This window comes from Photobacterium ganghwense (assembly GCF_003025595.1).
In the GTDB taxonomy this organism is placed as follows: domain Bacteria; phylum Pseudomonadota; class Gammaproteobacteria; order Enterobacterales; family Vibrionaceae; genus Photobacterium; species Photobacterium ganghwense.
Genome location: NZ_PYMI01000002.1, coordinates 258,926 through 285,566 on the forward strand (window position 1 = coordinate 258,926; position 26,641 = coordinate 285,566).

General features: G+C 52.1%; 24 protein-coding genes. 17 read left to right on the forward strand and 7 right to left on the reverse strand.

The window, feature by feature from the left end; genetic code table 11:
* The first annotated feature begins 1 nt into the window (after nt 1).
* The 7 genes from paaG (at nt 2) to C9I92_RS07040 (ending at nt 7,254) form a co-directional block, all read left to right on the forward strand.
* Nucleotides 2-790, forward strand: a complete 789-nt coding sequence (paaG, locus tag C9I92_RS07010) for a 2-(1,2-epoxy-1,2-dihydrophenyl)acetyl-CoA isomerase PaaG (protein ID WP_047884943.1) — start codon at nt 2-4, stop codon at nt 788-790.
* Nucleotides 791-792: 2 nt separating this feature from the next.
* The gene (locus tag C9I92_RS07015) at nt 793-2,379 is read left to right on the forward strand and encodes a 3-hydroxyacyl-CoA dehydrogenase (protein ID WP_047884942.1); all 1,587 of its coding nucleotides are present in this window, start codon (nt 793-795) and stop codon (nt 2,377-2,379) included.
* On the forward strand, nt 2,376-2,810 hold the full coding sequence (paaI, locus tag C9I92_RS07020; RefSeq protein ID WP_047884941.1) for a hydroxyphenylacetyl-CoA thioesterase PaaI: 435 nt from the start codon (nt 2,376-2,378) through the stop codon (nt 2,808-2,810). Before C9I92_RS07015 ends, paaI begins: the two co-directional genes overlap by 4 nt.
* On the forward strand, nt 2,807-4,018 hold the full coding sequence (pcaF, locus tag C9I92_RS07025) for a 3-oxoadipyl-CoA thiolase (protein WP_047884940.1): 1,212 nt from the start codon (nt 2,807-2,809) through the stop codon (nt 4,016-4,018). The genes paaI and pcaF overlap by 4 nt, the downstream gene beginning before the upstream one ends.
* Nucleotides 4,019-4,163: 145 nt before the next feature.
* Nucleotides 4,164-5,456 carry a phenylacetate--CoA ligase PaaK gene (gene paaK, locus C9I92_RS07030; RefSeq protein WP_047884939.1) on the forward strand — a complete coding sequence of 431 codons (1,293 nt, stop codon included), beginning with the start codon at nt 4,164-4,166 and terminating at the stop codon, nt 5,454-5,456.
* Between the two features lie 210 nt (nt 5,457-5,666).
* On the forward strand, nt 5,667-6,596 hold the full coding sequence (paaX, locus tag C9I92_RS07035) for a phenylacetic acid degradation operon negative regulatory protein PaaX (RefSeq protein ID WP_047885148.1): 930 nt from the start codon (nt 5,667-5,669) through the stop codon (nt 6,594-6,596).
* Nucleotides 6,597-6,627: 31 nt separating this feature from the next.
* A complete protein-coding gene (locus C9I92_RS07040) occupies nt 6,628-7,254 on the forward strand; it encodes an acyltransferase (RefSeq protein ID WP_047884938.1) in 627 nt (208 codons plus the stop codon).
* Between the two features lie 172 nt (nt 7,255-7,426).
* On the opposite strand, the gene C9I92_RS07045 is transcribed toward C9I92_RS07040, so the two are convergent.
* Together C9I92_RS07045 and C9I92_RS07050 are read right to left on the reverse strand one after the other, a co-directional pair.
* Nucleotides 7,427-7,672, reverse strand: a complete 246-nt coding sequence (locus C9I92_RS07045; protein WP_047884937.1) for a hypothetical protein — start codon at nt 7,670-7,672, stop codon at nt 7,427-7,429.
* Nucleotides 7,673-7,727: 55 nt separating this feature from the next.
* Nucleotides 7,728-8,336, reverse strand: a complete 609-nt coding sequence (locus C9I92_RS07050; RefSeq protein ID WP_047884936.1) for a TetR/AcrR family transcriptional regulator — start codon at nt 8,334-8,336, stop codon at nt 7,728-7,730.
* Between the two features lie 118 nt (nt 8,337-8,454).
* Between C9I92_RS07050 and C9I92_RS07055 the strand changes: the two genes are divergently transcribed.
* Entirely contained in the window at nt 8,455-9,621 is a 1,167-nt protein-coding gene (locus tag C9I92_RS07055) for an MBL fold metallo-hydrolase (RefSeq protein WP_047884935.1), read from the forward strand.
* 182 nt (nt 9,622-9,803) lie between these two features.
* Here C9I92_RS07055 and C9I92_RS07060 read toward each other — a convergent pair whose 3' ends face one another.
* Nucleotides 9,804-11,180: a hemolysin family protein gene (locus tag C9I92_RS07060; protein WP_084712532.1), complete on the reverse strand. Its 1,377-nt coding sequence runs from the start codon at nt 11,178-11,180 to the stop codon at nt 9,804-9,806.
* A 204-nt stretch (nt 11,181-11,384) separates the two neighbouring features.
* Between C9I92_RS07060 and C9I92_RS07065 the strand changes: the two genes are divergently transcribed.
* Nucleotides 11,385-12,011, forward strand: coding sequence for a GNAT family N-acetyltransferase (locus tag C9I92_RS07065; protein WP_047884934.1), 627 nt, complete (start codon nt 11,385-11,387; stop codon nt 12,009-12,011).
* A gap of 149 nt (nt 12,012-12,160) precedes the next feature.
* Here the strand turns inward: C9I92_RS07065 and C9I92_RS07070 are convergent, their stop codons facing one another.
* Complete coding sequence (locus tag C9I92_RS07070) at nt 12,161-14,110, reverse strand: ligand-gated channel protein (protein WP_047884933.1); 1,950 nt, start codon at nt 14,108-14,110, stop codon at nt 12,161-12,163.
* Between the two features lie 147 nt (nt 14,111-14,257).
* On the opposite strand from C9I92_RS07070, the gene C9I92_RS07075 reads away from it, so the two are divergent.
* From C9I92_RS07075 to C9I92_RS07095, 5 genes are all read left to right on the forward strand, one after another.
* Nucleotides 14,258-15,196, forward strand: coding sequence for a LysR family transcriptional regulator (locus C9I92_RS07075; protein WP_047884932.1), 939 nt, complete (start codon nt 14,258-14,260; stop codon nt 15,194-15,196).
* A 361-nt stretch (nt 15,197-15,557) separates the two neighbouring features.
* Nucleotides 15,558-16,475 (forward strand): siderophore ABC transporter substrate-binding protein, encoded by a 918-nt coding sequence (locus C9I92_RS07080; RefSeq protein ID WP_047884931.1) that lies wholly within the window; start codon nt 15,558-15,560, stop codon nt 16,473-16,475.
* 53 nt (nt 16,476-16,528) lie between these two features.
* Entirely contained in the window at nt 16,529-17,503 is a 975-nt protein-coding gene (locus C9I92_RS07085) for an ABC transporter permease (protein WP_047884930.1), read from the forward strand.
* Nucleotides 17,504-17,522: 19 nt separating this feature from the next.
* Entirely contained in the window at nt 17,523-18,461 is a 939-nt protein-coding gene (locus C9I92_RS07090; RefSeq protein WP_047885146.1) for an iron chelate uptake ABC transporter family permease subunit, read from the forward strand.
* A gap of 5 nt (nt 18,462-18,466) precedes the next feature.
* Entirely contained in the window at nt 18,467-19,285 is an 819-nt protein-coding gene (locus C9I92_RS07095) for an iron ABC transporter ATP-binding protein (RefSeq protein WP_047884929.1), read from the forward strand.
* A gap of 123 nt (nt 19,286-19,408) precedes the next feature.
* Here C9I92_RS07095 and C9I92_RS07100 read toward each other — a convergent pair whose 3' ends face one another.
* The gene (locus C9I92_RS07100) at nt 19,409-20,065 is read right to left on the reverse strand and encodes a cupin domain-containing protein (protein WP_047884928.1); all 657 of its coding nucleotides are present in this window, start codon (nt 20,063-20,065) and stop codon (nt 19,409-19,411) included.
* Nucleotides 20,066-20,255: 190 nt separating this feature from the next.
* On the opposite strand from C9I92_RS07100, the gene C9I92_RS07105 reads away from it, so the two are divergent.
* Nucleotides 20,256-21,713, forward strand: a complete 1,458-nt coding sequence (locus C9I92_RS07105) for a catalase (protein WP_047884927.1) — start codon at nt 20,256-20,258, stop codon at nt 21,711-21,713.
* A gap of 208 nt (nt 21,714-21,921) precedes the next feature.
* On the opposite strand, the gene C9I92_RS07110 is transcribed toward C9I92_RS07105, so the two are convergent.
* Nucleotides 21,922-23,268 (reverse strand): magnesium transporter, encoded by a 1,347-nt coding sequence (locus C9I92_RS07110; protein ID WP_047884926.1) that lies wholly within the window; start codon nt 23,266-23,268, stop codon nt 21,922-21,924.
* A gap of 1,014 nt (nt 23,269-24,282) precedes the next feature.
* Here C9I92_RS07110 and tpx point away from each other — a divergent pair.
* Entirely contained in the window at nt 24,283-24,786 is a 504-nt protein-coding gene (tpx, locus tag C9I92_RS07115; RefSeq protein ID WP_047884925.1) for a thiol peroxidase, read from the forward strand.
* Nucleotides 24,787-25,395, forward strand: coding sequence for a peroxiredoxin (locus tag C9I92_RS07120; RefSeq protein WP_047884924.1), 609 nt, complete (start codon nt 24,787-24,789; stop codon nt 25,393-25,395).
* A 486-nt stretch (nt 25,396-25,881) separates the two neighbouring features.
* Here the strand turns inward: C9I92_RS07120 and C9I92_RS07125 are convergent, their stop codons facing one another.
* Complete coding sequence (locus C9I92_RS07125; protein WP_047884923.1) at nt 25,882-26,571, reverse strand: pirin family protein; 690 nt, start codon at nt 26,569-26,571, stop codon at nt 25,882-25,884.
* Nucleotides 26,572-26,641: the final 70 nt, after the last annotated feature.

Consider the following 26,641-nt stretch of genomic DNA (forward strand, 5'->3'; position numbering starts at 1 on the left):
CATGGAACAGACAGTTCTTTACTCTGCGGAAGCCGGAGTGGCTTTGATCACCCTGAATCGGCCTCAGCAGCTCAACAGCTTCAACCCTGAAATGCATCAGGCCCTGATGGCCAGTCTGAAACAGGCCGAGGCGGATCCGGCTGTGCGTGCCATCGTGCTGATCGGAGCCGGGCGTGGGTTCTGCGCCGGACAGGATCTCAACGACCGCAACATCAGTGCCGATCAGCCGATGCCGGATCTGGGCGAAAGCATTGAACGTTTCTATAACCCGCTGGTGAAGAAAATCACGCAGCTGAATAAGCCGGTGATTGCCGCCGTCAATGGGGTGGCGGCAGGTGCCGGTGCCAATCTGGCGCTGGCGTGCGACATCGTGATAGCCGCACAGTCTGCCAGTTTTATTCAGGCATTTTGCAAGATCGGTCTGGTGCCGGACTCGGGTGGTACCTGGATTCTGCCGCGCCTGATTGGTCCTGCACGGGCAAAAGCCCTGATGTTGCAAGGTAACAAAGTGAGCGCGGAACAGGCCGCTGACTGGGGCATGATCTGGCAATGCGTGGCTGATGACGTGCTGGCGAGCGAAGCCATGGCGCTGGGTCAGCAGCTTGCAACGCAGCCAACTACCGGACTTGGATACATCAAACAGGCCTTGTTGCATAGCAGCACCAATACCCTGGAAGAGCAGTTGGATCTCGAACGCGATCTGCAGCGACTGGCGGGTCGAACTGAAGACTACCGTGAAGGGGTCGCGGCCTTTTTTGCCAAGCGTCAGCCGACGTTCAAGGGGTACTGATCATGGCGGGTATTCAACACGTCGCCGTGATTGGTGCCGGAGCCATGGGAGCCGGTATTGCCCAGGTCGCGGCGCAGGCGGGTTTTCGTGTGTCACTGTTCGATCTTGCCGTGTCACAGGCTGAACAAGCGGTGCAGCGCATTGCTGACGCGCTGGATAAGCGGGTGGCTCGCGGCAAGCTCAGTGCTACTGAGCGTGATGGTACGGTATCCCGTCTGCACTGCGTTTCCCAATTGGCAGAGATTGCCGACGCGGACCTGGTGATCGAAGCCATTGTCGAAAATCTGGCCGTAAAGCAGAGCCTGTTCCGGGATCTGGCTGCCATCTGTCGCGAAGACTGCCTGCTGGCCAGTAATACCTCGTCGATTTCGATCACCGCCATTGCCAGTGCGGTCAACCGTCCTGAGCGGGTTGTGGGGCTGCACTTTTTTAATCCGGCACCGGTAATGAAACTGGTTGAAGTGATCCGCGGGATTGCCACCAGTGCGCAGACCGCCCAGATAGCGCTGGATTGGGCACGGCAATGCGGCAAGCAAGCGGTGCTGGCGCGTTCGACACCGGGATTTATCGTCAACCGGATCGCCCGTCCTTTTTATGCCGAAGCATTGCGTGCATTAGAGGTGCAGGTAGCCGAACCGGTACAGCTGGATTACCTGATGCGCCATGCCGGCGGGTTCAATATGGGGCCGTTTGAACTGATGGATCTGATTGGCCATGACGTCAATTACGCCGTGACCTGTAGTGTGTTTGAAGCCTGTTATCAGGACCGACGCTATCTGCCGTCCCTGATTCAGAAAGAGCTGGTGGATGCCGGATACCTTGGCCGTAAAACGGGCAAAGGCTTTTACGACTATGCCGAAGATGCGCCGCAGCCAGCGTTGAATTTATTGCTGCCGGGTGCAGGTGCCTGCCAGTCAAGTTTGGCGGCTCGCAAACTGGGGCAATGGTTACCGGCGGATCACGGTCTGTTGGAGCTGGTTGCAAATCAGCTCACCCTTGAAGCCAAGGCCACTAACGCAACAGATGTCACGGTTGCCACAGGTTCGGCTCAATTGGCAGCCGTTACTTTTCCTGCCGAAAGCGGGCCGGCCTGCCTAGAGGTGAACGGTGTTCTGCTGGTGCCGACCCGTGGTGAGAGCGCGACCATGCTGGCTGCACGTTTTCAGCAACCGGTGGTGACCGTAGATTACTGCCGTGATTACCGTCTTTCCCCGGTAATTGCACTGGCACCAGCGGCGCAGAACACTCAAGAGCAAACTCGCCAGGCCATAGTATTTTTCCAGGCGCTGGGTAAGCAGGTACTGCTGCTCAAGGACTATCCGGGCATGGTGGTCTGGCGCACTGTCGCCATGCTGGTCAATGAAACGTTGGATCTCGCCAACAAAGGCGGTGCCTCGCTGGCGGATATCGACACGGCGATGTGTTTCGGCGTGAACTACCCGCAGGGCCCGGCCGCTTGGGGCTGCCAGTTGGGCTGGTCGGCCATTTGCGACACGCTCGACGGACTGACCGCGTTTTACGGTGAAGAGCGTTACCGCCCGTCACCAATGTTGCGCGAATTTGCAATGATAAACAAGGAGTTGGTATGACGCCACAACAGCAACTGGCATGGCAGTGTGCGGAGAAAATGTACAGCCAGGACGGCTGCTCCAACCTGCTGTCCCTGAAAATTGAACAGATGGACCAAGGTTCGGCGACAGTCAGCATGACGGTGACCCGCGATATGTTGAACGGCTTTGAAACCTGCCACGGCGGGATGATTTTCAGCCTGGCGGACTCAGCGTTTGCATTTGCTTGCAACAGCGAAAATCAGGTGGCGGTAGCTGCCGGATGCAGCATCGAGTATGTCCGTCCGGGGCGGGCGGGCGATACCCTAACGGCTGTCGCTCAAGCACGCTCGCAGGGCAAGGTGACAGGTACATACGACATTGAAATTACCAATCAGGACGGCAAGTTAGTGGCGCTGTTCAGAGGCAAGGCACATCGGTTGGGCAGACTGGTACTGGAGGAGACACCATGAAAGACGCGTATATCTGTGATGCAGTAAGAACCCCGATTGGCCGTTACGGCGGCGCGCTGGCGCAGGTTCGCCCTGATGATCTGGCCGCGGTGCCGCTCAAGGCACTGATGGAACGTCATCCGGCGCTCGACTGGCAGGCGGTCGATGATGTGATTCTGGGTTGTGCCAATCAGGCCGGTGAAGACAACCGCAATGTCGCCCGTATGGCGACCCTGCTTGCCGGACTGCCACAGGAAGTGTCGGGCACCACCATTAACCGCCTGTGCGGTTCGGGGCTGGATGCGCTGGCCATGGCTGCGCGCAGCATCAAAGCGGGTGAAGCGTCGCTGATGATTGCCGGTGGGGTGGAATCAATGTCCCGGGCTCCGTATGTCATGGCGAAGTCGGCCTCAGCCTTCGATCGTGGGGTACAGATGTTTGATACCACCATCGGCTGGCGTTTTATCAATGCGCAGCTTCAACAGGTGTATGGGTCGGATTCTATGCCGGAAACGGCGGAAAATGTTGCTGCCCGTTTTGGCATCAGCCGAGAGGATCAGGATCGCTTTGCCCTGCGCAGTCAGCAAAAAACTCAGCAGGCACAAGCGGCCGGTATTCTGGCGCAAGAAATCGTACCGGTGACGATTCCCGGTCGCAAAGGGGCGACGACAGTGGTCAGTGAAGATGAGCACCCGCGTCCGGAAACCACGCTAGAGCAGTTGGCTGCGCTCAAAGCGCCGTTTGCCGCCGAGGGCAGCGTGACCGCCGGCAATGCATCGGGCGTTAATGACGGTGCGGCAGTGCTGTTGGTGGCCGGTGAAGACGCCGTGAAAAAATTTGGTCTGACTCCGAAAGCCCGGATTGTCGGCAGTGCCACCGTTGGGGTAGAGCCCGCCATCATGGGCATTGGCCCGGCACCGGCAGCCAAAAAAGTGCTGGAGCAGACTGGGCTGGCCATCACTGATATGGATGTCATTGAACTCAATGAAGCCTTTGCATCTCAGGCACTGGCCGTGCTGCGTGAGTTGGGGCTGCCAGATGATGCTGAGCATGTGAACCCCAATGGCGGTGCCATTGCGCTGGGTCACCCGTTGGGCATGAGCGGGGCACGTATTGCAATGGCTGCGGTGAATGAGTTGCACCGGCGTCAAGGGCGCTATGCGCTGTGCTGCATGTGTATTGGTGTCGGACAGGGGATTGCGATGATCCTTGAGCGCATCGAGGCGTGAGCAAAGGCGCGTTCTGGAAGAAAGATCGGGTGCGATTAAGCACTGGGTCTTGAGCGTAACGATTGTTCAAATTAACATCTAATTAACAATTATATTAATTACAAAGTCAGCAAAAGATAACGCCAATCCAAAAGGAAGCAAAGGAATGACACATCAACACCTTGAGGCGATTGAAACGGCCTCGATCGACGAGCTAAGAGCGTTACAGTTTGAACGAATGAAATGGACTCTGGAGCACGCGTACCGTAACGTGCCGATGTATACCCGTAAATTTGATGAAGCCGGTGTACACCCTTCTGATTTCACGTGTTTGGAAGACATCAGCAAGTTTCCTTACACTACCAAGCAGGACTTACGCGACAATTATCCGTTTGGCACTTTTGCCGTTCCGATGGAGCAAGTAGTGCGGGTGCATGCGTCATCCGGCACGACCGGCAAGCCGACAGTGGTGGGTTATACCCAGAAAGACATTGATACCTGGGCGACCATTGTGGCGCGTTCCATCCGTGCGGCGGGCGGCAGTGCCAAAGATATGATCCATGTTGCCTACGGTTATGGCTTGTTCACGGGCGGTTTGGGTGCGCATTACGGCGCCGAAAAACTCGGGGCGACAGTCGTGCCGATGTCTGGCGGCCAGACCGAGAAACAGATTCAGCTGATTGAAGATTTCAAACCGACCATCATCATGGTTACCCCGTCATACTGTCTGAACCTGCTGGATCAGCTGGAGAAAAAGCACGGCGGTGATGCGTCTGGCTGCTCACTGAAAATCGGGATTTTTGGTGCTGAGCCGTGGTCAGACTCCATGCGTGAAGAAATTGAACGTCGTCTTGGCATCAAAGCGCTGGATATCTATGGCCTGTCGGAAGTGATGGGGCCGGGTGTGGCGATGGAATGTGCCGAGACCGCTGACGGGCCAACTATTTGGGAAGACCACTTCTTCCCGGAAATCATCGACCCGAGTAACGGTAATGTCATGCCGGAAGGTGAGCACGGGGAGCTGGTGTTCACGTCGTTGACCAAAGAAGCGATGCCGGTCATTCGCTATCGCACCCGTGATCTGACCCGCTTGCTGCCGGGCACTGCCCGCACCATGCGCCGGATGGATAAGATCACCGGTCGCAGCGATGACATGCTGATCATCCGTGGGGTGAATGTGTTCCCGTCACAGATCGAAGAGCAGATCCTCGAAATCAAGCAACTCAGTCCGCACTATCAGCTGGAAGTCAGTAAACAGGGCAATCTGGATACCCTGAAAATCAAAGTGGAGCTGAAAGGCGCCACCAATACCGAGTGTGGCAACCAGGTCGTCAGTGAGTTGCGTCACCGTATCAAGACTATGGTCGGGATATCCACCCTGATTGAGCTGCTTCCGGATGGTGGGATCCCGCGCTCCGAAGGCAAGGCGCAGCGGGTCATTGACCTTCGTCACGCCTGAGTCTGACGGGTACTGCCCCGGGCTGCCTGACGCCGGATGGTCAGTCTCCCGAACCGCCGAATGAAAGCTTGAAAACACACAGCGCTGCCGGCTCGGCAGCGCTGTGATATGTCACTGATATCCTAATTAATCGTCCAGTTTGCTGTGAAAGAAAAAGGTCACTTGTTATGATGCCTGGCAGGAAAAAGAAATAGATTCATGGAGTTGCTTTTGGAAAGTCGTTTTGACGCGTTTTACTCTTCAGCTATCGATCACCATTCCATCAGCGGAACCTCGCTGGTGATCACCTTTCTGGGCGATTATTTGTGCCACTCCGGTGGCGGTATCTGGATGGGCAGCCTGATTAAATTCATGGAATCTCTGAGCTTTAACCAGCGCTTTGTCCGTTCATCGGTGTTTCGTCTCAAGCAGGACGGCTGGCTGGATGTCAAAAAGCAGGGGCGCAAAAGCTACTATTTCATGACGCCGGAACGTTTTGACGAAGTGCGTGCGGCCAACCGGAAAATCTACAGTGTGGAAAGTGCGAGCTGGAACGGCAAATGGAATCTGGTGCACATTCCATCCTCCACGCTGCTTGATGCGAAGGTGCATGGCAAAACCCTTTCCCGACTGGGATTCGGTGTACTTGATAAAGGCGTTTATATTCAGGCTGATCAGGGCCAGCTCGACGCGATGGATATTGATGCCATCAACCAGGCGTTCCCGAATGCCCACGTGTTCCAGCACGCGGATATGGCCGGTTTAACACAGCGTGATATGCAGAGCTTTATTTATACAACCTGGGAACTGCAGCGTATTCAGGATGATTATCAGGCGTTTTGCCAGATGTTCAATCCGGTATGGCAACAGCTTAAAGACATGCCTACTGAGGAACTTAACCCGGAAGACTGTTTCAAGCTGCGTTTGTTGCTGATTCATTTTTACCGGCGAATCATTATTAAAGATCCGCTTTTGCCAGGGGAACTGCTGCCGGAAGATTGGCCGGGCGGTGTGGCTCAGAGCCTGGCTATGAACCTGTACAAGAAAATTCACTTGAGTGCCCGGAACTATGTGACCGAGCACGGCGAGACCATTGTCGGACCGGTTCCGTTGCCTGCTTCCGATTACTACGCACGGTTTGGCGGCTTAACGGCCAGCTGACGGCCTCGCGCTTAACGCAAAGGACATGCTTATGCCAGTGTATCAGTTAGATGGAATTACCCCGGTGATTCATCCGGACAGTTTTGTCCATCCCAGTGCCGATATTATCGGTGATGTCATTATCGGGGCCCGTGTTTATATCGGCCCCAGTGCATCGATTCGTGGCGATATGGGGCGTATTATCATTGAAGACGGCAGTAACGTGCAGGATAACTGTGTGTTGCACGGGTTTCCCAATCAGGAAACGGTGCTGGAAGAAAACAGCCATATCGGGCATGGGGCGGTGATCCATGGCTGCCGGATTGGCCGCAACACCCTGGTGGGGATGAACGCTGTGGTGATGGATCTGGCGGACATTGGCGCGGAGTCCATTATTGGTGCGCACAGCTTTGTTAAGGCTCGCAGTGTATTTGCCCCCCGCAGTATGATCATGGGCAGTCCGGCTGTCTGTACCCGTCAGGTACGAGATGATGAGCTGGCCTGGAAAGAGAAAGGAACGGCCATGTATCAGCAGCTGGTGACCCGCTGTCTGACGACGCTGAAGGAAGTGACACCGCTGCCGAAGCCGGAATCTAACCGTCCAACTATGGTGTTTGACACTGCGCCAGTACCGAAAAAAATGCAGGCGGAAAGCGATGCCCAATTCGATGACGCATGATCCGGTACATGGTCCGCTATGCGGTGTGTGAGGTGCCTCAAGCCAAGTTTTCTCAAAAAAAATCGTGCCGGAGCACGATTTTTTTTGAGAGAGAAGGACATTATTCTTGGCAATCCCTGAGCCTGTTTCATGAGCTGCTCATAAAGCTCGTCAGGCAGGGGATGAGGCAGGGTTATTTGCCTTTCTTCTCTTTATGGTCTTTCTTGTTGCCTTTGCCTGGGTTGTCATCACCATGGATACTACGGTTTTCCTGGTTCTGTTTTTTCCACTGCTCACATTCTTCAGACGTAATTTTGATGTTGTCTGATTCCAGTTTCAGGCAGTCTTTGCTGAGTTCGAAACCGTTACCGGAAATTTTAACTTCAGCGTTTGCTAGCGGGCTTAACGCCAGTGCTGCCACAAGTAGGATGCGTAGCATGGTGATCTCCTGTTGATAATGTTCAGTGTTAAATATGCTATACGGGTTATCGGGATCATTCCTTGATCGCATAGGCGGAAATAAACTGTTTTACCACAGAGTGAATTGCCGCGCTTTTTTCCTCTTCAGATGCAGTGCGGTTCGTCATCAGTTGCGGCCAGAATACAACAGCTTTCAGCCCGCTGATGAACTGTTCAGCCACGATTTCAGGGCACGGCACATCCAGTCGCCCGGCTTCTAAGCCGTCCCGTATCCAGCGTGACAGCCCGCAGCCGCCTTCCAGTTTTTCGACTTTTTCCATCATCAGCTCGCCAATGTCGCTGGAACGCAAGCATTCCATGATCACGACCTTTGCCAGACATTGAAAGTCAGGGTTACTTAACAAATCGGCTTCCTTGCGGGCAATGCTAAGCAGTTGAGTGTTCAGCGGTTGCTCCGGTTCAAACCGGATTTGCCGCATCACCGTAATTTTAGATAGTAAACGCTCGATAATGACGCAAAAAAGGCTTTCTTTGGTGGGGTAGTACTTATAAAGCGTACGTTTTGACACCTCGGCCTGTTTGGCGATGGCTTCCATGCTTGCTTGCTCCAGCCCTTTTTCTGCAAAAATTTTCAGGGCGGCGCAAATGATACTTTCCTGTTTTATTTCAGTCACTTTACTCATCGGTACTATCCCGTCCAGGGTTCCTCGTCACGACCAAAGTAAACACATGTGTTTACTTTGAGCGGTTCTTGGTTATCATAAAAGTATACACCTGCGTTTACTTTTAAGGCTAGAACAAATGAAAACATCTCTGAAAGCATCGCTGGTCGCTGTAATGGGCGTACTTGGGGTCGCAGCTTACAGTGGCGATGATGTTGATGGCTGGCATGTACAGAGTGAAGAAATCCGCCAGGAGCGGATTGCCCGCTCGCCACAATTTGACAACGGTACCGCTATCAGCCGCCTGCCTCAGGTTGATCACAGTGAAGGCATGTTATCGGTGATGTGGAAATTTTTCATGGCGCGGGATCAATACAAGCCACATGACCGGTTGACATTTAAGGCGGTGGATACGGCCAAGCTGGTGGAGCCCAGCCAGGATTTGCGGGTGACCTGGCTGGGGCATTCGTCGTTGTTCGTGGAGGCTGACGGGGTACGGATGCTGATAGATCCGGTGTTTGACTATGCTTCGCCATCGCTGTTTTCGCGCTGGTTCAGTCGCAATGTTGATGCCCCGGTCAGCCGCGAGGCATTGCCACTGCCGGATGTCATTCTGATTTCCCATGACCACTATGATCATCTGGAAGAGAGCACGGCGCGTTACTATGCCGATAAAAACGTCACTTTTTATGTGCCGCTCGGGGTGGGACGTCATCTCGAAAAGTGGGGAGTAAACCCGGCTAACATCCATGAATTTGACTGGTGGGAAAGTCAGCGTGTCGGCTCGGTGCGCATTACTTCGGCCCCGGCCAATCACACCTCCGGCCGGGGATTGTTTGACAAAAACCAAACCCTGTGGACGTCATGGGCGATTCAGGCCAACGCCGGCAGCGTGTTCTACAGCGGTGATTCGGCGTACGGTGAGCATTTCAAGGCGATTGGAGAAAAACTGGGGCCGTTTGACCTGACCTTCCTGGAAGTGGCCGCCAATCTGAAAGCGGACAGCGGCTATCCGGTTGAAGGATGGGGGCATATGCAGGCCGCCCATACCATGCAGGCGCATCTCGATGTACGGGGCGATAAATTGTTTCCGGTTCACTGGTCGACCTACGAGTTGTTTCTGAATAAATGGGACGAGCCGGTGAATGATCTGATTGATGAAGCCGCGTCATACCAAGTTGAACTGGTCACCCCGATGATCGGCGAATCGCTGGATCTGTCCCAGCCGATCAGAACGGCTTATTGGTGGCAGTCGCGTGAATCCTGGTATGACTTATCCAAGCTGGCAATGGCTGCCAACAAATAGGTGACAATCGAGCCCGATTACCCATTGCTTATCAGGTTGTATTGATCAACAGTCCGCGCTGAATTGCGGTTCAGCATGAGCAGTGGTTCAGCATGAGCAGTGGTTCAGCATAAGCAGTGGTTAAAGTAACTAACGGGGTAAGGCTGCGCTTTTCCCCGTTCCCTGATCGTCTTCTGGTGTGATTACTTCGGGGATACGTCTCCCGATATCGGGGAAGAGGCTCCCTTGTCAGGGGAGTGGCGTTGGCCTTCCTCTGTTCTGTCAGGTTCTAACTTGGCGGCAATCTGGCAGACGTTGATCTTGTCGGCTCGGTTACCTTCCACCCGGGTGACCGTGAAGCGCCAGCCTTCCCATTCGATGACATCATCCACCTCTGGCAATCGGTTCAGGCACCACATCAGCATGCCACTGAGAGTGTGGTAACCATGGTGTGTTTCGTCCGGCAAAGCCGTTAAGGCCAGTAGGTCTTTAAGCACCAGAATGGGGATCAGCCCATCCATCAACCATTGTCCCTCTTCTGTTTCCAGTGACCAGATATCTTCCGGCGCACGGATATTAAACTCGCCAGTCAGTGCTTCGAGAATGTCATGGGGAGTCACAATTCCCTGAACATCGCCGTATTCATCCACCACAAACACCATGGTGTCGCCAGATTGACGGAAATGTGCCAGCAGCTGAGTACCGGTCCAGGTTTCAGGTACAAAGACGGCAGGTTGCAGGGAGTGGGTGAGCGTAGAGCCCGACCGGGCAATCTTGTGCTGCAAGAACTGCTTGGCGGAGCTGATGCCAAGTGGATTATCAATGCTCCCTTCAACCACCGGAAAGCGTTCATGGCCGGAAGCCAGCAGGCGATTAATGTTGCTGTCTATCGGCGTATTGATATCGAGCAACTCAATTTCGCTGCGCGGTGTCATCAGGGATGTGACGCGCCGATCATCAAAGTGGAACACGTTTCGCACCATGTCGTGTTCCTGTTTTTCGATCGCCCCGCACTCGCTACCTTCCGTCAGCACCGCCCGGATATCCTCTTCGGTCAGGCTGTCACCGTTGTTCTGGTTGTTTTTGCCAAGCAGCCGCAGGATTAAGTCGGTAGAGCCGGAAAGCAGCCAAACAAACGGGCGAGACAGCTTTGCCAGCAGTGCCAGCGGAAAGGCCATGACTCGGGCGATACTCTCAGGATGAAACTGGGCAAGGCGCTTGGGCACCAGCTCGCCGATGACAATGGAAACATAGGTAATGCCCACAACCGCTATGGCTGTCGCAGTGACCGAGCTGGTTCTGGTGCTCAGTCCGTTCTCGTGCAGCAGGTCAGCCAGCGGAGCCGCCAGTGCGGCTTCTCCGAAAATACCGTTGAGGATCCCGATAGCCGTGATGCCAATCTGAACTGTTGATAAAAAACGGGTTGGCTCTTCGCCGAGCTGAATGGCCAGTGCCGAACTGGCATCCCCCTGGCTCGCGAGTTTTTGTAATCGACTTTTCCGGGCCGTCACCAGCGCAATTTCTGACATGGCAAACACCCCGTTAAGCAGGATCAGTGCGACAAGAATCAGCACGTCCATAACCGTCTCCTTGAATCCTCAAACAATGTTCTTCTGTCGCTGAGTATCGCGCTAATCGGAGCGGGAAGCGGTGAGGTTTTCCGCAAGTTTTTCTTTGTATTGATGAAATTTTTTGCTGGATGGTGGTGGGCATAAGGGGGGTGAGGTTAGAGTGGAGCCGTCACTCCCTGACAGTTACAATGTGGCTTCACAGAGGAAAAGATGATGACAGAGCTAAGCATGTATCACATTGCGTTTCGTACTCAAAGGTTGCAGGTGGCTTCGCTAAACCGCCACCAGGCGGGGCTACATCAGGAAATCATGGCTATGTTTACCGCACGGGTGAGCCGCTATCTGCCGCCGGCCAGTCAGCAACTGCGCTCCCCCCTTGAGGTCGATAGCTGGCTGGACAGCATGATGCAGACCGGCATGCTGCTGAGGCTCACTGAACAAGTGGATGGCGACAGTACGGTAAATGGTTCAGAGAACAGATCAGCCATTGGTTATCTGTTTGTGTTTCCGGAACAAGAGCACGGAAAACGGGGCTACCGGGTGGGGTATGTGCTAGATGAAGCGCAATGGGGCAAAGGTCTGGCGACCGAAGCCATGCAAGGGTTACTGCATTATTTGTCAGATGCATGTTTGCCTGATGCTGAGTGTTCAGAGCGGGACGTAGCGACGCCTCATTTAGCGCCAGAAGTGAGCCGTGCAACGTACTTTATTGCAGGCATAGAACCGGCAAATGTTGCTTCACTCAACGTGCTGACGAAGTTGGGATTCGAGTTTGATGAAACCCGACAGTCGGTCGACTATTACCGTTTAGCTGCGACGGCTATCGCTGCTGCACACTGATACAGTAAGCGGATAAATCGCTGCAAACCGGAAGTATCAAGAAAGGTGTAAATAAAGGCGGGAAGAAAGGCTCACTTTCTCTGTGACAGCGACCGAAAAGCCTTTGTCACAGTGGCATAGAAAGTGAGCCGAATTGTCAGACGTTTGGGTTAGAACGCAATATCCATTCCCAGCCAGTAACGGCGACCGTCTTCAACGTACTGGTATTTCTCGTACGTTACCGCTTCATCAAACAGGTTGTAGATCGCTGCTTTTACGCGTGCGTTGTCGGTCAGCTGGTAGTTAATACCCGCATCAACAAAGGTATAAGACGGCGCAATGAAAGTACGGCTAGACGGTGTGGTAACCGGCTGGCTTTCTTTGCCGCGGTAAGTCACTTTCACCCAGCTGCCCAGATTGTCAGTCGCAGCCCAGTCCATCCCCGCATTCGCCAGGTGTTTTGGCAGCTGGTTCAGTGGCATGCCTTTGTACTGACCACTTTTCTGCTCAGAGTCGGTATAGGTATAGCTGGCGTTCACACTGATGGTGTCGGTCAGAGGCGTGGCCAATGTGGCCTCTACCCCGCGGGTAACGGCTTTATCGACGTTGACGCGGTATGTCGGATCGGCACCCCAGTCATTCTGTCCTTCAGTACAGATTGATGTCGGGCAGGTGACTCGGGTGATCTTGTCTTTAAAGTCGTTATTGAACAGCGTCAGACCGGCATTCAGACCGCCAAGGCTGGAATACAGCAGGCCGATTTCGGTGTTCACTGATTTCTCTGGTGACAGATCCGGGTTACCGTAGATGTTGCCGCCACGGCTGACCTGTGCCCAGTCGGCGGTAATTTCACGCAGCTGTGGCGAACGGAAACCGGTCGATACACCACCTTTCAGTGTCCAGTCTTCGGCAAAGTGCCATACCCCGTAGGCACGTGGGCTAAAGTGTTCACCATAGTTTTCGTCATGGTCAAAGCGGCCGCCCAGCGTCAACGAGAAGGTGTCCGTCAGGCTCCAGTCATCTTCGATAAACGCTGCCATCTGGGTGTTGGAAATATGCGTACGGCCTGATGTTTTCGCTTTGTTGGACGACTCGTCATCCAGCGAGGCATGGGTAAACTCAGCACCGACTGTCACCATGTGATCGCCCAGCGTCAGGAACGCCGTTGATTTTGCAGTGGTGTTGGCAATTTCCATCTTACGCGTTTTGTTATCGCTGATTTCATACTGCACATAGCTGTCGGTACTGATGTCATCCCAGTTGCCCTGGTGAGTCACGGCATAGTGAGTACGGCGATATTCGTTCACGGAATCTTTTCCGTTTTCTTCCACGCTCATGCCTGCGTTGCCGCGGCGATCTTGCTCAGAGACACCGGTTTCAAACTGGATCAGGTTGTCGTCATTAATCTGATAGTTCAGCTTACCGGTCACGCTGTTGAGGGACTTATCTTCAAAACCGTTGACGATTTTGTCTTCGTCGCGCTGGGTGGTCTGGCCGTACAGTTGCAGGCCCAGTTTGTCTTCAATCAGCGCGCCGCTCAGATAGAAGTTCGCGCTGCGTTGATCACCCGAACGGCTGTCTTCCTGAATAATGGTATCCAGTTGAACGTTACCGCTCCACTCTTTGCCGAATTTGCGGGTAATAATGTTCACAACCCCCCCGATGGCATCGGAGCCGTAAAGGGTCGACATCGGGCCGCGAATAACTTCAATGCGCTCAATCGCTTGTAGCGGTGGCAGCCAGCCTTGTTCAATGCCCGGGCCGTCACTGTTCGGACGTGTCTCGCGGGATGACTGGCGTTTGCCGTCAACCAGAATCAGGGTGTATTTCGAGCTCATCCCCCGCAGGCTGATATCGGTGGTATCCCCCCCTCCGGTAATGACCACCCCCGGCACGTCACGCAGGGCATCCGTCACATCGCGGTAGTAGCGTTTTTCCAGTTCGTCACGGGAAATTACGCTGATACTGGCGGGTGCGTCGACCTGTAACTGCTCATAGCCTGCTGCGGTGACAACAACGGTCTCCATGGCTTGCGACGACGACTCTGCATAGGCAGAAACCGACAATACGGACGCAATTGCAGCAACTAGCGGCATAACAGCAGGCTTGGGGCTGGACATAGGTAACTCCTTAAATGATAATCATTATTAATTGTGGTGCGGATTCTTCCCTAACTGGAAACAAAGAGCTAGGGCAATAAACGGAACGGTGTTTTCCATTTATGGAACGGGGATTCGCTTGGAGTTATGAAGGAAAAATGTTAAGCCATGCATGATCTTGCAGCGCTAAAAGCTTTTGATGCCCTTTGTCAGTACCAGAGTCTGACGGCAGCGGCTGAAGTATTGAACCAGCCTAAATCCACCCTGAGCCGACGTCTGGCACAATTGGAAGTCGATCTGGGGCAGTCGCTGGTCACCAGGCAGGGGAACCGACTGAGTCTGACGGAAGCCGGGCAGGTGTTCTCACAGTACACCAGACAGATTCTGGCGTTGTCTGAACAGGGCAAAGAGGCGCTGCAAAGTCTCAGCAATAATGCCTGCGGGGAGCTCACTTTGCTGGTTCACCCGAATCTGTTACGCGGGTGGTTTTCAAAGGTGCTGAACCAGTTTATGAATGCGCACCCGGGCATTCATATTAATCTGCATTCCCAGACGCTGGCAGCGGGAAACAGCGAGGTTGATCTGATGATTTGGGTCGGCTCTCCGCCTGAACATTCGCTGCGGCGTGAGTTGCTGGGGCACTGGTCGTTCGGACTATACGCGTCACCGGCGTACCTGGAGGATCACCCGCCACCGACCCACCCGAGTGAGCTGACTGGCCACCCCTGGATTGATCTGATTGCCAAACGGCAGGATGGGCTGACCCTGCTTCACAAGGAGGAAGGTAGCTACGATTTGCCGCCTATCAATTCCCGATTACGGACCGACAGCCTGACCATGCAGGCTGACGCTATTGCCAACGGGCGGGGTATTGGCATGTTACCGGTCTGGCTGGCAGACGGGTTCGAACGGGCCCATCCCGGTAGCGTGTTGCCCTGTCTGCCGGGTTGGCAACCGGAAGCAACGGAAGTGGCCTGTTATTACACCGCGGGTCGGCCGCCCTTGCGGGTTAAAGTGTTGCTCGATGCACTGCGCCAGCAATGTCCGCCGGAGTGGACTCAGTGTCACCATGCCTATTCTATGAAAGCGTCAGAAAAATCAGCGTGAAGCACCGTTTACTGCCGCCGGATAAATACCCCAGATAAATACCAATGTGAAACCGTGTCCGTGTATCGGTTAATCAGCTTGTGTCAGCCGCCTGGCTGTTGTGTATCGGTGCTGACTGACTGGCAATGGCTCCTCATAAACCGGGTGATGTCGCTTGCGGATAAACGGATTTTGATGCCAACCCATTGCTTCTAAATGGGCTTTTCGATACGTCTCAATGACATCGCGAGAATGAGACTATCACCATCAAGCTGAATCGTTACTGAAATGTAAAGGAGAATAATTCGCATTTTTGTTCGTGACCTCGGGAGATTTTTTGGCTAGGATTGGCTCACTTTTCTGTAAACCGTGGAAATTCTGGATGAAATCTTTGAGGTCTTTGACTCGTCTTGTTGTGGTAGCGGCAGGCGTACTGGCTGCTGCTTCATCTTTTGCAGCAACAAAAACTATTCAGCACCATGAAGGTGAAATTACCCTGGATGGTGTGCCTAAACGTGTTGTCGTGCTGGGTCACGGCAGTCTGGATACGCTGGATCGTCTCGGCGTCGAGCCGGTTGGGGTCGTGAAAGCGATGATGCCAACCTACCTGGACAAGTATCAGGATAAGAAATATGCCGCGATGGGGTCTGTCAAAGAACCGGATTTTGAAGCCATTTACATGGCTAAGCCGGATCTGATCATCGCGGAAGCCCGTCTGCGTGAAATGATGGGAGAGCTGAATAAGATCGCGCCGACCATCATGTATGCGGTTGATTACGGTGAGTACTGGAAAGACACGCAGGCCAACTGGCGTATGTTGGGTGAAGTGTTTGACAAGCAGACAGAAGCAGATGCACTGATCGCAAACACGCAGGCCAAACTGGATGACACCCGCGCGAAAGCACAGGCCAGCCAGATGAAAGCCATGATGGTGATGAACAACGGCAGCAACCTGGCGATGTTCAACCAAGGCAGCCGTTTCTCGATGGTGTTTGATGAGTTTGGTTTCAACCCGGCCCGTAGCGAAGAGGTGAAAACAACCGGCTCCCACGGCAACCTGATCTCCTTTGAATACATTGCCGATGCCAAACCAGACGTGATTTTCGTACTGGATCGCGAGCAGGCTATCGGGAAAGAGATCGGTAAAGCCAAGTCACGATTCAACAATGTGCTGGTGAAATCGACCCCGGCATCGCAAAACGATCGCATTGTGTATCTGAATCCGAATGCCTGGTACATCACTATGGCTGGTGTGACGGCAACCGACATTATGATTGATGACATTGCCCAACTGTTTTAATCCCTCTTTCTTATAACGCTGAGGCCTGTGTATTCGCAGGCCTCTTTTAATTTATGAAACCGAATTTATTCCATCATTCCCGAATCGCCCTTGCGGCGTTTCTTCTCGTCCTGCTGGGCGTGCTTTCCCTGTCAATCGGGGTGGCCGAAATGACGCTGGCCGGCCTGCTCAACGGCGATTTCCAGTCCACTTCTATTTTGTTTGCCAGCCGTATTCCTCGCTTACTGGCGATCTGCCTGGCTGGGGCTGGCCTGAGTGTGGCAGGGTTGATCATGCAGCAGATCTGCCAGAACCGTTTTGCTTCTCCGGATACCACCGGCACCATCGACTGTGCCGTGCTGGGCTATGTTGCGACCATGGTGCTGTTCACCGGCATGAGTAAATGGCTGGATCTCGCGGTCATTTTTGCTTTCGCGTTGGGCGGCACGCTGCTGTTTGTGCGCTTTCTGCAGTCCCTGCAATTTAAAAACACTGTGCTGGTACCGCTTATTGGGATCATGTACGGCAATGTGGTGTCGGCACTGACCCAGTTCATGGCGTACAAATACGATCTTATCCAGACCATGAAATCCTGGACCGTTGCGAATTTTTCGTCCGTGCTGCAGGGGAACTACGAACTGCTGTATCTGGCCATTCCGGCCACGGTACTGGCTTACCGTTTTGCCAGCAAATTCAGCGCGGCCAGTATTGGTGAGAGCTTTGCCAAAAACATCGGCCTCGATTATCAGAAAATTGTGCTGATCGGCGTCGTGATTGTGGCCGTGCTGTCTTCATCAGTCGTGATGATTGTCGGCGTAATTCCTTTCCTTGGGCTGGTCGTGCCTAATGTGGTCTCGATGTTTGTCGGCGACAACATGAAGCGCAACCTGCCGTGGACGGCCTTCTGGGGCGTCATTCTGGTACTGAGCTGCGACATTCTGGGGCGAGTGATTATCTTCCCGTTCGAGGTGCCTATCGCCATGATCATTTCCATTCTCGGCGGCACGACATTTATCTATCTGGTTCTGAGGGATAAAGCCCGTGCGTGATCTCAGTAAGAAACAAGACATGTTGAAACTCACTGTGATTGCGGCAGTGGCGCTGGCGATTGTGGCCGTTTTTCTGGGGCAGGGGCTGACCCCCGATAACTACCAGTTTTTCCTGTCGCGTCGCATCCCTAAAATCCTGGCCATTGCCATGGCCGCCGTGGCAATTTCGGCATCCTCCCTGGTGTTTCAGACCATTACCAACAACCGCATTCTGACGCCGTCGATTCTGGGTTTCGATTCGCTGTACGTGATGCTGCAGACCCTGATTGTGGCGGTGTTTGGCAGTGCCAGTGCCATGATTGCCAATCCGCACCTGAATTTTGTGGTGTGTGTGGTGGTGATGACCGGCCTGTCGACCGCGCTGTTCAGCCTGTACTTCCGTCGCAGAAACAACAATGTGTTCACCTTGCTGCTGGTCGGTATTGTGCTTGGCAGCCTGTTTGAAAGTTTCAGCAGCTTCTTCGCGATGCTGATAGATCCGAGCGAGTTCACGGTACTGGAAGGGGCGATGTTTGCCAGTTTCAACAACGTGAACAGCGAGATTGTTTACTGGTGCACCCTTCCGTTGGGGCTGTGCCTGTTGTACCTCAGCCGTCTGGCATCGCAGCTTGATGTGATGTGGCTGGGCGAAGATAACGCGAAAAGTCTGGGGGTTGATACCCGTGCACTGACCCTCAAAGTGATGATGGTGGTCGCTATCCTGATTTCTATCTCTACCGCGCTGGTGGGGCCGGTACTGTTCTTCGGCCTGATTGTCGTCAGCCTGACCCGTGAAATGTACCGCAACTATCACCACCGTTTTCTGTTGGTTGCAACCAGCCTGCTGGCGGTTTTGCTGTTGGTCGGGGGGCAGTTCATGGTCGAGAAAGTCCTGAATTTCAATACCACTATCAGTATCATCATTAATTTCCTCGGAGGAAGCTACTTCCTCTTCCTGTTAGCGCGAAACAAGATTTAGTTGCCATGATTAAACTGACCGGATTATCTAAAAGCTACGGCCAACAATTCGTTGTAAAAGACGCGAGTGCGCTATTTCCGAAAGGGGAAGTGACCTCAATTATCGGTCCTAACGGCGCGGGTAAAAGCACCCTGTTGTCGATGGCGAGTCGCCTGACTGAAAGTGACGCCGGCGAAGTGCTGATCGCCGACAAGCCATTATCGCAGTGGGACAGCAAGGATCTGGCTAAGCGTCTGGCAGTGCTGCGCCAGTCGAACAATATCAACATGCGGTTTTCGATTCGCGAGCTGGTGGCGTTTGGGCGCTTCCCGCATACACAGGGGCGACTGAATGAGGAAGACAACCGTATTATTGATGAGGCGCTGGCGCATCTGGGCATTTCAGATATCCAGCACAAATACCTGGATGAGCTGAGCGGTGGCCAGCGCCAGATGGCATTCATTGCGATGGTGGTGGCCCAGAACACGGATTACATTTTTCTGGATGAGCCGCTGAACAACCTCGATATCCGCCATTCTGTCGATATCATGACCACGCTGCGTCGTCTGGCCCATGAGTTCAACAAAGCCGTGGTGATCGTGATTCACGACATCAACTTTGGCTCGTGCTATTCCGACAACATTGTGGCAATGAAAAAAGGGGAAGTGGTCGCCAGCGGTAAGGTCCATGAGGTGATTCAGACATCCATCATGGAAGCGATGTACGAAATCCCGTTTGATATCAAAGAAATAGATGGCCATCGGATTTGCCTGTACTACGGCTCACCCAGCATCACGGGTGAACGGTCGCGATCGTGTGACGGCGCATTAGCCAATGTAAGCTGAACGTGAGCACAATCATCAGTACACCATGAAATCCGGGGGAGGAATGACTCCCCCGGATTTTTTATATCGGGCAGCCCAACGGATTGCCGGGCTGGTGGGAGAGTCGCTGATCGCTTAACAGAGCTACAAGCTAATCGGCAGGTGTCCGGTTTTATACAGCAGCACTGTGCCTTCACTGGTTGTGAAAGTGCGTTTACTCAGGTGGGGTAGGCGCAGCCAGCTAAGGGCAGGATAATGGCCATGCTTATCATTCAGAGCACCGGAGAGAATCAGGATTTCTTCTCCGCCAATCGCCGGATGAGGCGGGAAAGTCAGGTCGGGCGGGCAGGAGACCAGTGCCGTGTGCTGATGGCCACACAGATGAAGTGGTATCGCGGCAAACCCATTGTCTCCCTGATGCCAGTCGGTATTAAGGGTATCTATCCGCACTTCCTCATGATCTTTCACCATAAACTGGTTCAGTTTTACAAACAGCGTGCAGCCGGAGCGGCTGAGGGGCGAATGCTCACTACCGGGGGGATTACGCAGGTAGCTGCCCGGGCCAAAGTCGCCGGTTTGGTCAGAAAACACCCCGTCTAACACCAGAATTTCCTCTCCCAGCGGATGCTTATGGGAGGGAAAACAGGAACCTGCCGCATACTTCACCAGACTGGTGGTATGACCGGACTCTTTAGCTTCGCGCTCCAGCGGTTTGCGCCACACGCCCTGGCTTGGACTGGGCTGCCACTCCATGGCCGCGGTATCAATAATCACAATCTGGTCGAATTCCATATTAAGCATAATGTGCTCCGGCAGTGCATGAAGGGGCGTCTTCTTAGTGTAATCGGGAACCGGCGATTTGCGGTGTCTGATCAAAGCCGGCAGCAAAAGACGGTTTCTAAGGCAGTGCCTATCGCTAAAATAGGCAGGATGAATTTTATCTCCGTCCTCGGAAAGCCTATCGTAGAGGCAAAGATGAAGGAGAGAAATTATGACAAAACAAACGCTTACTCATGCCAATGGGGCACCGGTCACCGATAACGACAACAGCCTGACCGCAGGCCCGCGCGGCCCTGTTTTGTTGCAGGATACCTGGCTGCTGGAAAAGCTGGCGCATTTCGATCGTGAACGTATTCCTGAGCGAGTCGTGCATGCGAAAGGCTCAGCAGCATTCGGAACCTTTACGGTCACGCACGATATCACCCCATTTACCAAGGCTGATCTGTTTTCCGAAATCGGTAAGCAGACTGAGGTTTTGCTGCGTTTTTCTACCGTCGCCGGAGAAAAAGGCGCGGCCGATGCGGAGCGTGATGTCCGCGGCTTTGCCCTGAAGTTCTACACCGGCGAAGGCAACTGGGATCTGGTTGGTAACAACACGCCGGTGTTTTTTATCCGTGATGCGCTGAAGTTCCCGGATTTTATCCATACTCAGAAGCGCGATCCGAAAACTAACCTGCGCAGCGCAGAAGCGGCCTGGGATTTCTGGTCACGTCACCCAGAGTCACTGCATCAGCTGATGATCCTGTTCAGTGACCGTGGCATTCCGACTGACTATCGCCACATGAACGGTTATGGCAGTCACACTTACAGCTTTATCAATCGTGATAATGAGCGTTTCTACGTGAAGTTCCATTTTAAAACGCAGCAGGGGCACCGTTATTACACCGATGAGGAAGCGGCCAAAATTACCGGCAAAACCCGCGAGTCATCGCAGGTGGATTTGTTTATGAGTATCGAAGACGGAGAGTTTCCGCGCTGGGATGTGAAAGTGCAAATCATGAGCGAGGCTGAAGCAGAGCGTTTCCACATTCACCCGTTTGATATCACCAAGGTCTGGCCGCATGGAGATGTGCCGTTGCGAGACGTCGGTGTGCTGGAGCTTAACCGTAATCCGGATAACTATTTTGCGGAGGTTGAGCAGGCGGCGTTCACTCCGGCTAATGTGGTGCCGGGCATCGGATATTCACCGGATCGTCTGCTGCAGGGGCGCCTGTTCTCTTACGGGGATACACAGCGTTACCGCCTGGGTATCAACCATGGCCAACTGCCGGTTAACCGGCCAAAGTCTGCGGTGAATACGTCTCACCGTGACGGTGGTATGCGGGTGGACAATAACGGTGGCCAGCAGCCGAACTACGCGCCGAATCAGCAGGGAGCCTATCAGCCGACTCAAGATTATGCGCCGCCTTTGGCTCTGGAAAAAGAAGCGCTGCATTTCAACTTCCGTGATTATGACGCGGATTACTACTCGCAACCGGGCAACCTGTATCGCCTGATGGATAAAGGTCAGCAGACTCGTCTGGCGGGTAATATTGCTGCCTCGCTGGGTGAGGTGCAATCGGAAGCGATTGTTCAACAACAGTTGGCGCATTTCCGATTGGTTGATGAGCAGCTGGCGCAGGCAGTAGCCGAAAAGCTGGGGCTACCTGGGTATGCTGCAAACCGTTAACATTCCGAGTTGTAAACGGTCGTATCGCAGAGTGCTGAGATATCTTTCGTACTAAAACGGACGAAAACCGCACGAAAACAGGTTTATTATCGGGATAAAACAGGGCTTAGGCCGAGGTTTAAGGCGGAATCAAAAAAACGCCCCGTTGCGCTATGCGACGGGGCGTTTTTCTTTGTGGTGTGAGTGTCGAGGCCGGGGCTGGCAGTTGCTATAGAAGCAGAAGTTTGGCTGTGCCCAGGAAAGCAAAGAAACCGACCACATCCGTGACGGTGGTCAGAACCACGGAGCCTGCCAGTGCCGGGTCGAGCTTGAATTTATCCAGTGCGACCGGTATCAGTACCCCAAACAGGGCGGCAGTAATAATGTTGACGACGATACCGACTGCGATAATGGCGCCAATCAGGAAAGACTGGAACCAGATGCCGGCCAGCAGCCCGATAAGCACTGCCCACAACACACCGTTCAGAAAACCGATCCCGCACTCGTTGCGCAGCAGTGACCAGCGGTTACCGGCCGTGACCTGATTCAGCGCCATACCGCGGATCATCAGTGTCAGGGTTTGGCTGCCGGCAATCCCGCCCATTGAGGCGACAATCGGCATCAGAACCGCTAACGCCACCACTTCGGCAATGACGTCTTCAAATAAGCTGATGGTCACCGATGCCAGAATGGCCGTGAGCAGGTTGATACCCAGCCAAACGGCACGTTTACGGGCACTTTTAGCGATAGGCGCAAACAAGTCATCCTCTTCGCTCATACCGGCGTTTGCCATCAGCGTGCTTTCGTAGCTCTCACGCATCAGCTCCAGCGCCAGATGAAGGTCGATTTCACCAATCAGCTGATCTTGCTTATCAACGATAGGCAGGCTGAATCGCTGGCTGTGTTCAATGGCTTCGACGGCCTCGGTCAGGGAGGCATCGTCTTCCACCACCGGAAAGGAACGATCGGCTAGGGTACTGAGTTTAGCCATGGGCTCAGCTTCACGTAACTGCTGGTAGTTTACGCCGCCGACAAATTTTTTGCTGTGGTTGACCACATAGATAGGGGCCGGGTAGCTATAGCCGTGGCGTTCCAGCAGCACCAGAGCACGTTTTGCCGAGATGCCCTGAGGCAGAGACATGACTTTGGGATTAGCATATCGGCCAATTTGATCATCGCTGTACTGGTTGGCGCGGTCGAACAGCTCGAGATCGTCTTTGCTCAGCAGGCTCATGGCCTTTTCGATGATCTCGTCCGGCAGCGAGTCTGCCCATTCAATCAGCGACAAGTTATCGAGTTTCGCCAGAACCAGGTTCAGTTCGGCTTCGCTGAGTGAGTGGATTACCCAGTCACGGGTATCGGCACGCATAGCGGTAAGCACGTCAACATGGCTGTTGAGCGGCAGTTGTCGCCATAACTCCATCCGCTCGTGCAGCGGTAGGGCTTCAAGCAAAGTGGCAATCGAACCGGGATCCAGCTGCTGGATTTCCTGTTCATTAAAAAGTTGGCGTTGTTCGTCTGTATCGGCCGCGGAAATGCGTTCTATCAGTTCGCTTAAGTCAATCGTGTGGCTCATGCATGGTTCCTTGTGGTTATCGCGGCATAAAGCAAGGCGTTTCTCTGGTAATCCGATAGACAGAAAATCGGGTAAGAAGGCGGAAACGCAGGCGTTACCTTACCATTTCCATGGCGGCTTTGTCCTGAGAAAACATGATGTAGCAAGGCATTGAAGCGAAAAGCAGCAAGGAAAAATGTGTCGAAATATGAGCGATTTTTGACGGAATGGTTACGCGTTGCTGATGTCGTTCGCACCGTAAGCGACATAGTTTATCAATTACGTAAAATTGAAATAGCCTGAATTCAACTTGTCAGTAGTCAAATCACGGTGCAATAAGATCTGACAAGTTACTCTAACTCGCTTATGCCGCTGTCTATTTTTGAGTAGAGGTTCACACACATGCGGTTAATGCGTATTTCCCCAATCAAAAGTCCTCTGAAGGTTGGTTTTTGGGTATGACTGACTGCCTTGATTAAACGAGTGTGAATCCATGATTAAGAATCGTGTTGGGTTGGTTGCAATGGTATTGTTAAATCGTTATACGCTTCAATGTTATGTGGTGGATAAAAGCCATCGAGTGGCACTGTTTCGTTACCTAATTAAGATAATTGTCGGAAACTGTTTCAAAATGTAACCTCTTTTTTAAGTACGTTAAATCACCTATTTTTATTTGATTAATCGATAAATAGAAATTGAAATTATCTTTCATTACAAAGCGCGCTATGAGTCTCATATTCCTACGCGAGAATACTAATAGCGTTTATTCTCCGCAACTTAGCTATGCAAGGCCTGTAGTTATTCATGAATTGTGAATTGAGCAAAGTCTCCGTGGCTTAATTGTTAAAAATATTTGTTGATAGTCTAGTTTCTGTTGAAAATTAGGACTGTTGAATATTGGGGAACGCATATTGACCTCGCTATATCTGTAAGAAAATGTCTGGTCAGACCTACAAAGTTGTCATTGCTAATTTTGAATATATGGGTTCTTATTTATTCGTTTTCTCAATGGCTTAAATAAGAGTAGTAACAAAAATGCCACAAGTAACTTTTCAAAATAACCCTGTGAATATTGTCGGTTCGATTCCTGTCGTTGGTCAATTAGCTCCTGAGTTTTCTCTTACAGCATCTGACTTATCTGAACTGACACTATCAAGTTTTTCAGGGAAAAATCTGATTCTTAATATTTTCCCAAGTATCGATACCCCAGTGTGTGCGGCCAGTGTTAAGCGTTTTAATGAGGAAGCCTCAAAATTAGATGATACACAGGTGATCTGTATTTCTGCTGACTTACCTTTTGCTGTCGGTCGATTCTGCGAAATAGAAGGGATTGATAATGTTCAACATGCATCAACTTTCCGTAGCTTAGACTTTGCTGAGACATATGGAGTGGCAATTCCAGATGGCGCACTCAGAGGTTTAACTACTCGTGCGATCGTATGTGTGAACAAAGTAGGCATTGTCATTCACAGTGAACTGGTTGAAGAAATTACAAATGAACCAAATTACGACGCTGCAATTTCTTCGATGAGCCAATAAATGAAAAAAATAACATTAGTTGTATCTTTGCTGTTTTCAACTGGCGCTTTTGCTCAGTTTTCTACAACAGATACGAATGCTGACTTTGGTGAGCATCAAGTTGTAACATTAGAAAAAACAAATAAGTTTAAATTATCTGGTGAGGCGATTAAGGTCGGAGATTACATGCCATCGATTCAATTGGTGACCTCTGAACTAAAACCTTTTGATACCAGCTCTGAAACAAGCGCTGTAAAGATTTATAGCGTGTTAACTTCTGTAGATACTCCTGTTTGTGTTCAACAAGCTATTGACTTAGATAAGTATGTTTCAAAAAATAAAACTGATCTAGAAGGTATTGAATTTTTTGCTATCAGTGCAGATACTCCTTTTGCTCAACAGCGTTTTCTAAAAGAGAAAGGTTTACAAGGAATTACATACCTTTCTGATTCATCAAAGCATCAATTTGGTTTGAATACAGGTTCACAAATCGATGAGTTAGGTTTATTGACGCGAAGTATTATCGTTACAGATAAGTCTAATAAAGTAGTGTACACACAAAGAGTACCAGAGTTAACTACGATTCCAAATCTTAAAGAAGCAGTAAAAGCTGCGAAAAAGTATTTATAATTAATTCTGATTGATTGTTATTTGAATTAATTTTTTAAATCTGATTTAAATACAAAAATGCCTCAACATTGAGGCATTTTTCATATGCTGATTCATGTAATATTAGTGAGTTTAGTGCTTTCCAATAAATTTATTAAAACTCATGATTCACAAATCATTCTAATTTTCCACGTTTCCTCCTCCCATATTTCTAGTAATGCCTAAATTCTCAATTATATGAAACGCATTTTCGTACAGAACCGTGTTAAGGCTTTCCTTAGATATTGGCAATACTTCTTCACAGTGACAGTATGAAACAAAAAATCTTACACTTTCCGGTGCTGTTGTTAAGTCAAGGAAAGGTAATGAGACAAGCAGCAGCCCAGCGGTAGGGAGAGTTGGCAGAAGGCGGAAAACAAGGTGCTGGTACTCAAGTGTGAATAAAAGTTCGGCAGACAGGGAAGGGCTGTCTGCCGAATATATAGGTTCGCACGTAAGGTGGAGTGGTTATGGCAGGTCAAACACTAGGGCTGTCACCGGTTCCGCTCCAAGGTTGCTGAGCAGGATGTCACTTTCCTGAGTTATCATTGCGCCATCCCCCGGTGCGAGGATTGTGTCGTTGACACTGAGTTGCCCGTCGACCTGGTGGATGAACACGTTCCTTTGGGGAGTAATCGGCACCGATTCCCCCGGCAGCAGGATAATCTGGCTGAGGGAAGCATCCTGCTTGATTTTCAGGGTGCCGCCCTGGCCATCGGGTGTCGCAATCGATGTGATCCCCGGTTCCCGACCAAACGCTTTTTGCTGATAGCCCGGTTGCCCGCCGGTTTCACTTGGCTGGATCCATATTTGCAAAAATCGTAATGGGCTGGTGTCAGACGCATTGTATTCGCTGTGATAAATCCCACTCCCGGCAGACATTAGCTGAAATTCTCCGGCATGCAAAATCTTCACATTACCTTCACTGTCTTTATGGGCGATACTGCCTTCCAATACGTAGCTGATGATTTCCATGTCACGGTGACCGTGGGTATCAAATCCTGCACCTGGCTGCACGATGTCATCATTGATCACGCGCAGTTCGGAAAATCCCATGTGTTGCGGGTCATAGTAACTACCAAAAGAAAACGTATGGCGACTGTCGAGCCAGCCAAAGTTCGCCCGGCCACGTTCATGTGCTTTACGTACTGTGATCATAGTTAACTCCCAGGTTGCTTCGTTACTGAAGGATTCTGCCTCTGTGAACCAGCGTCCTGAGACAGAGGCT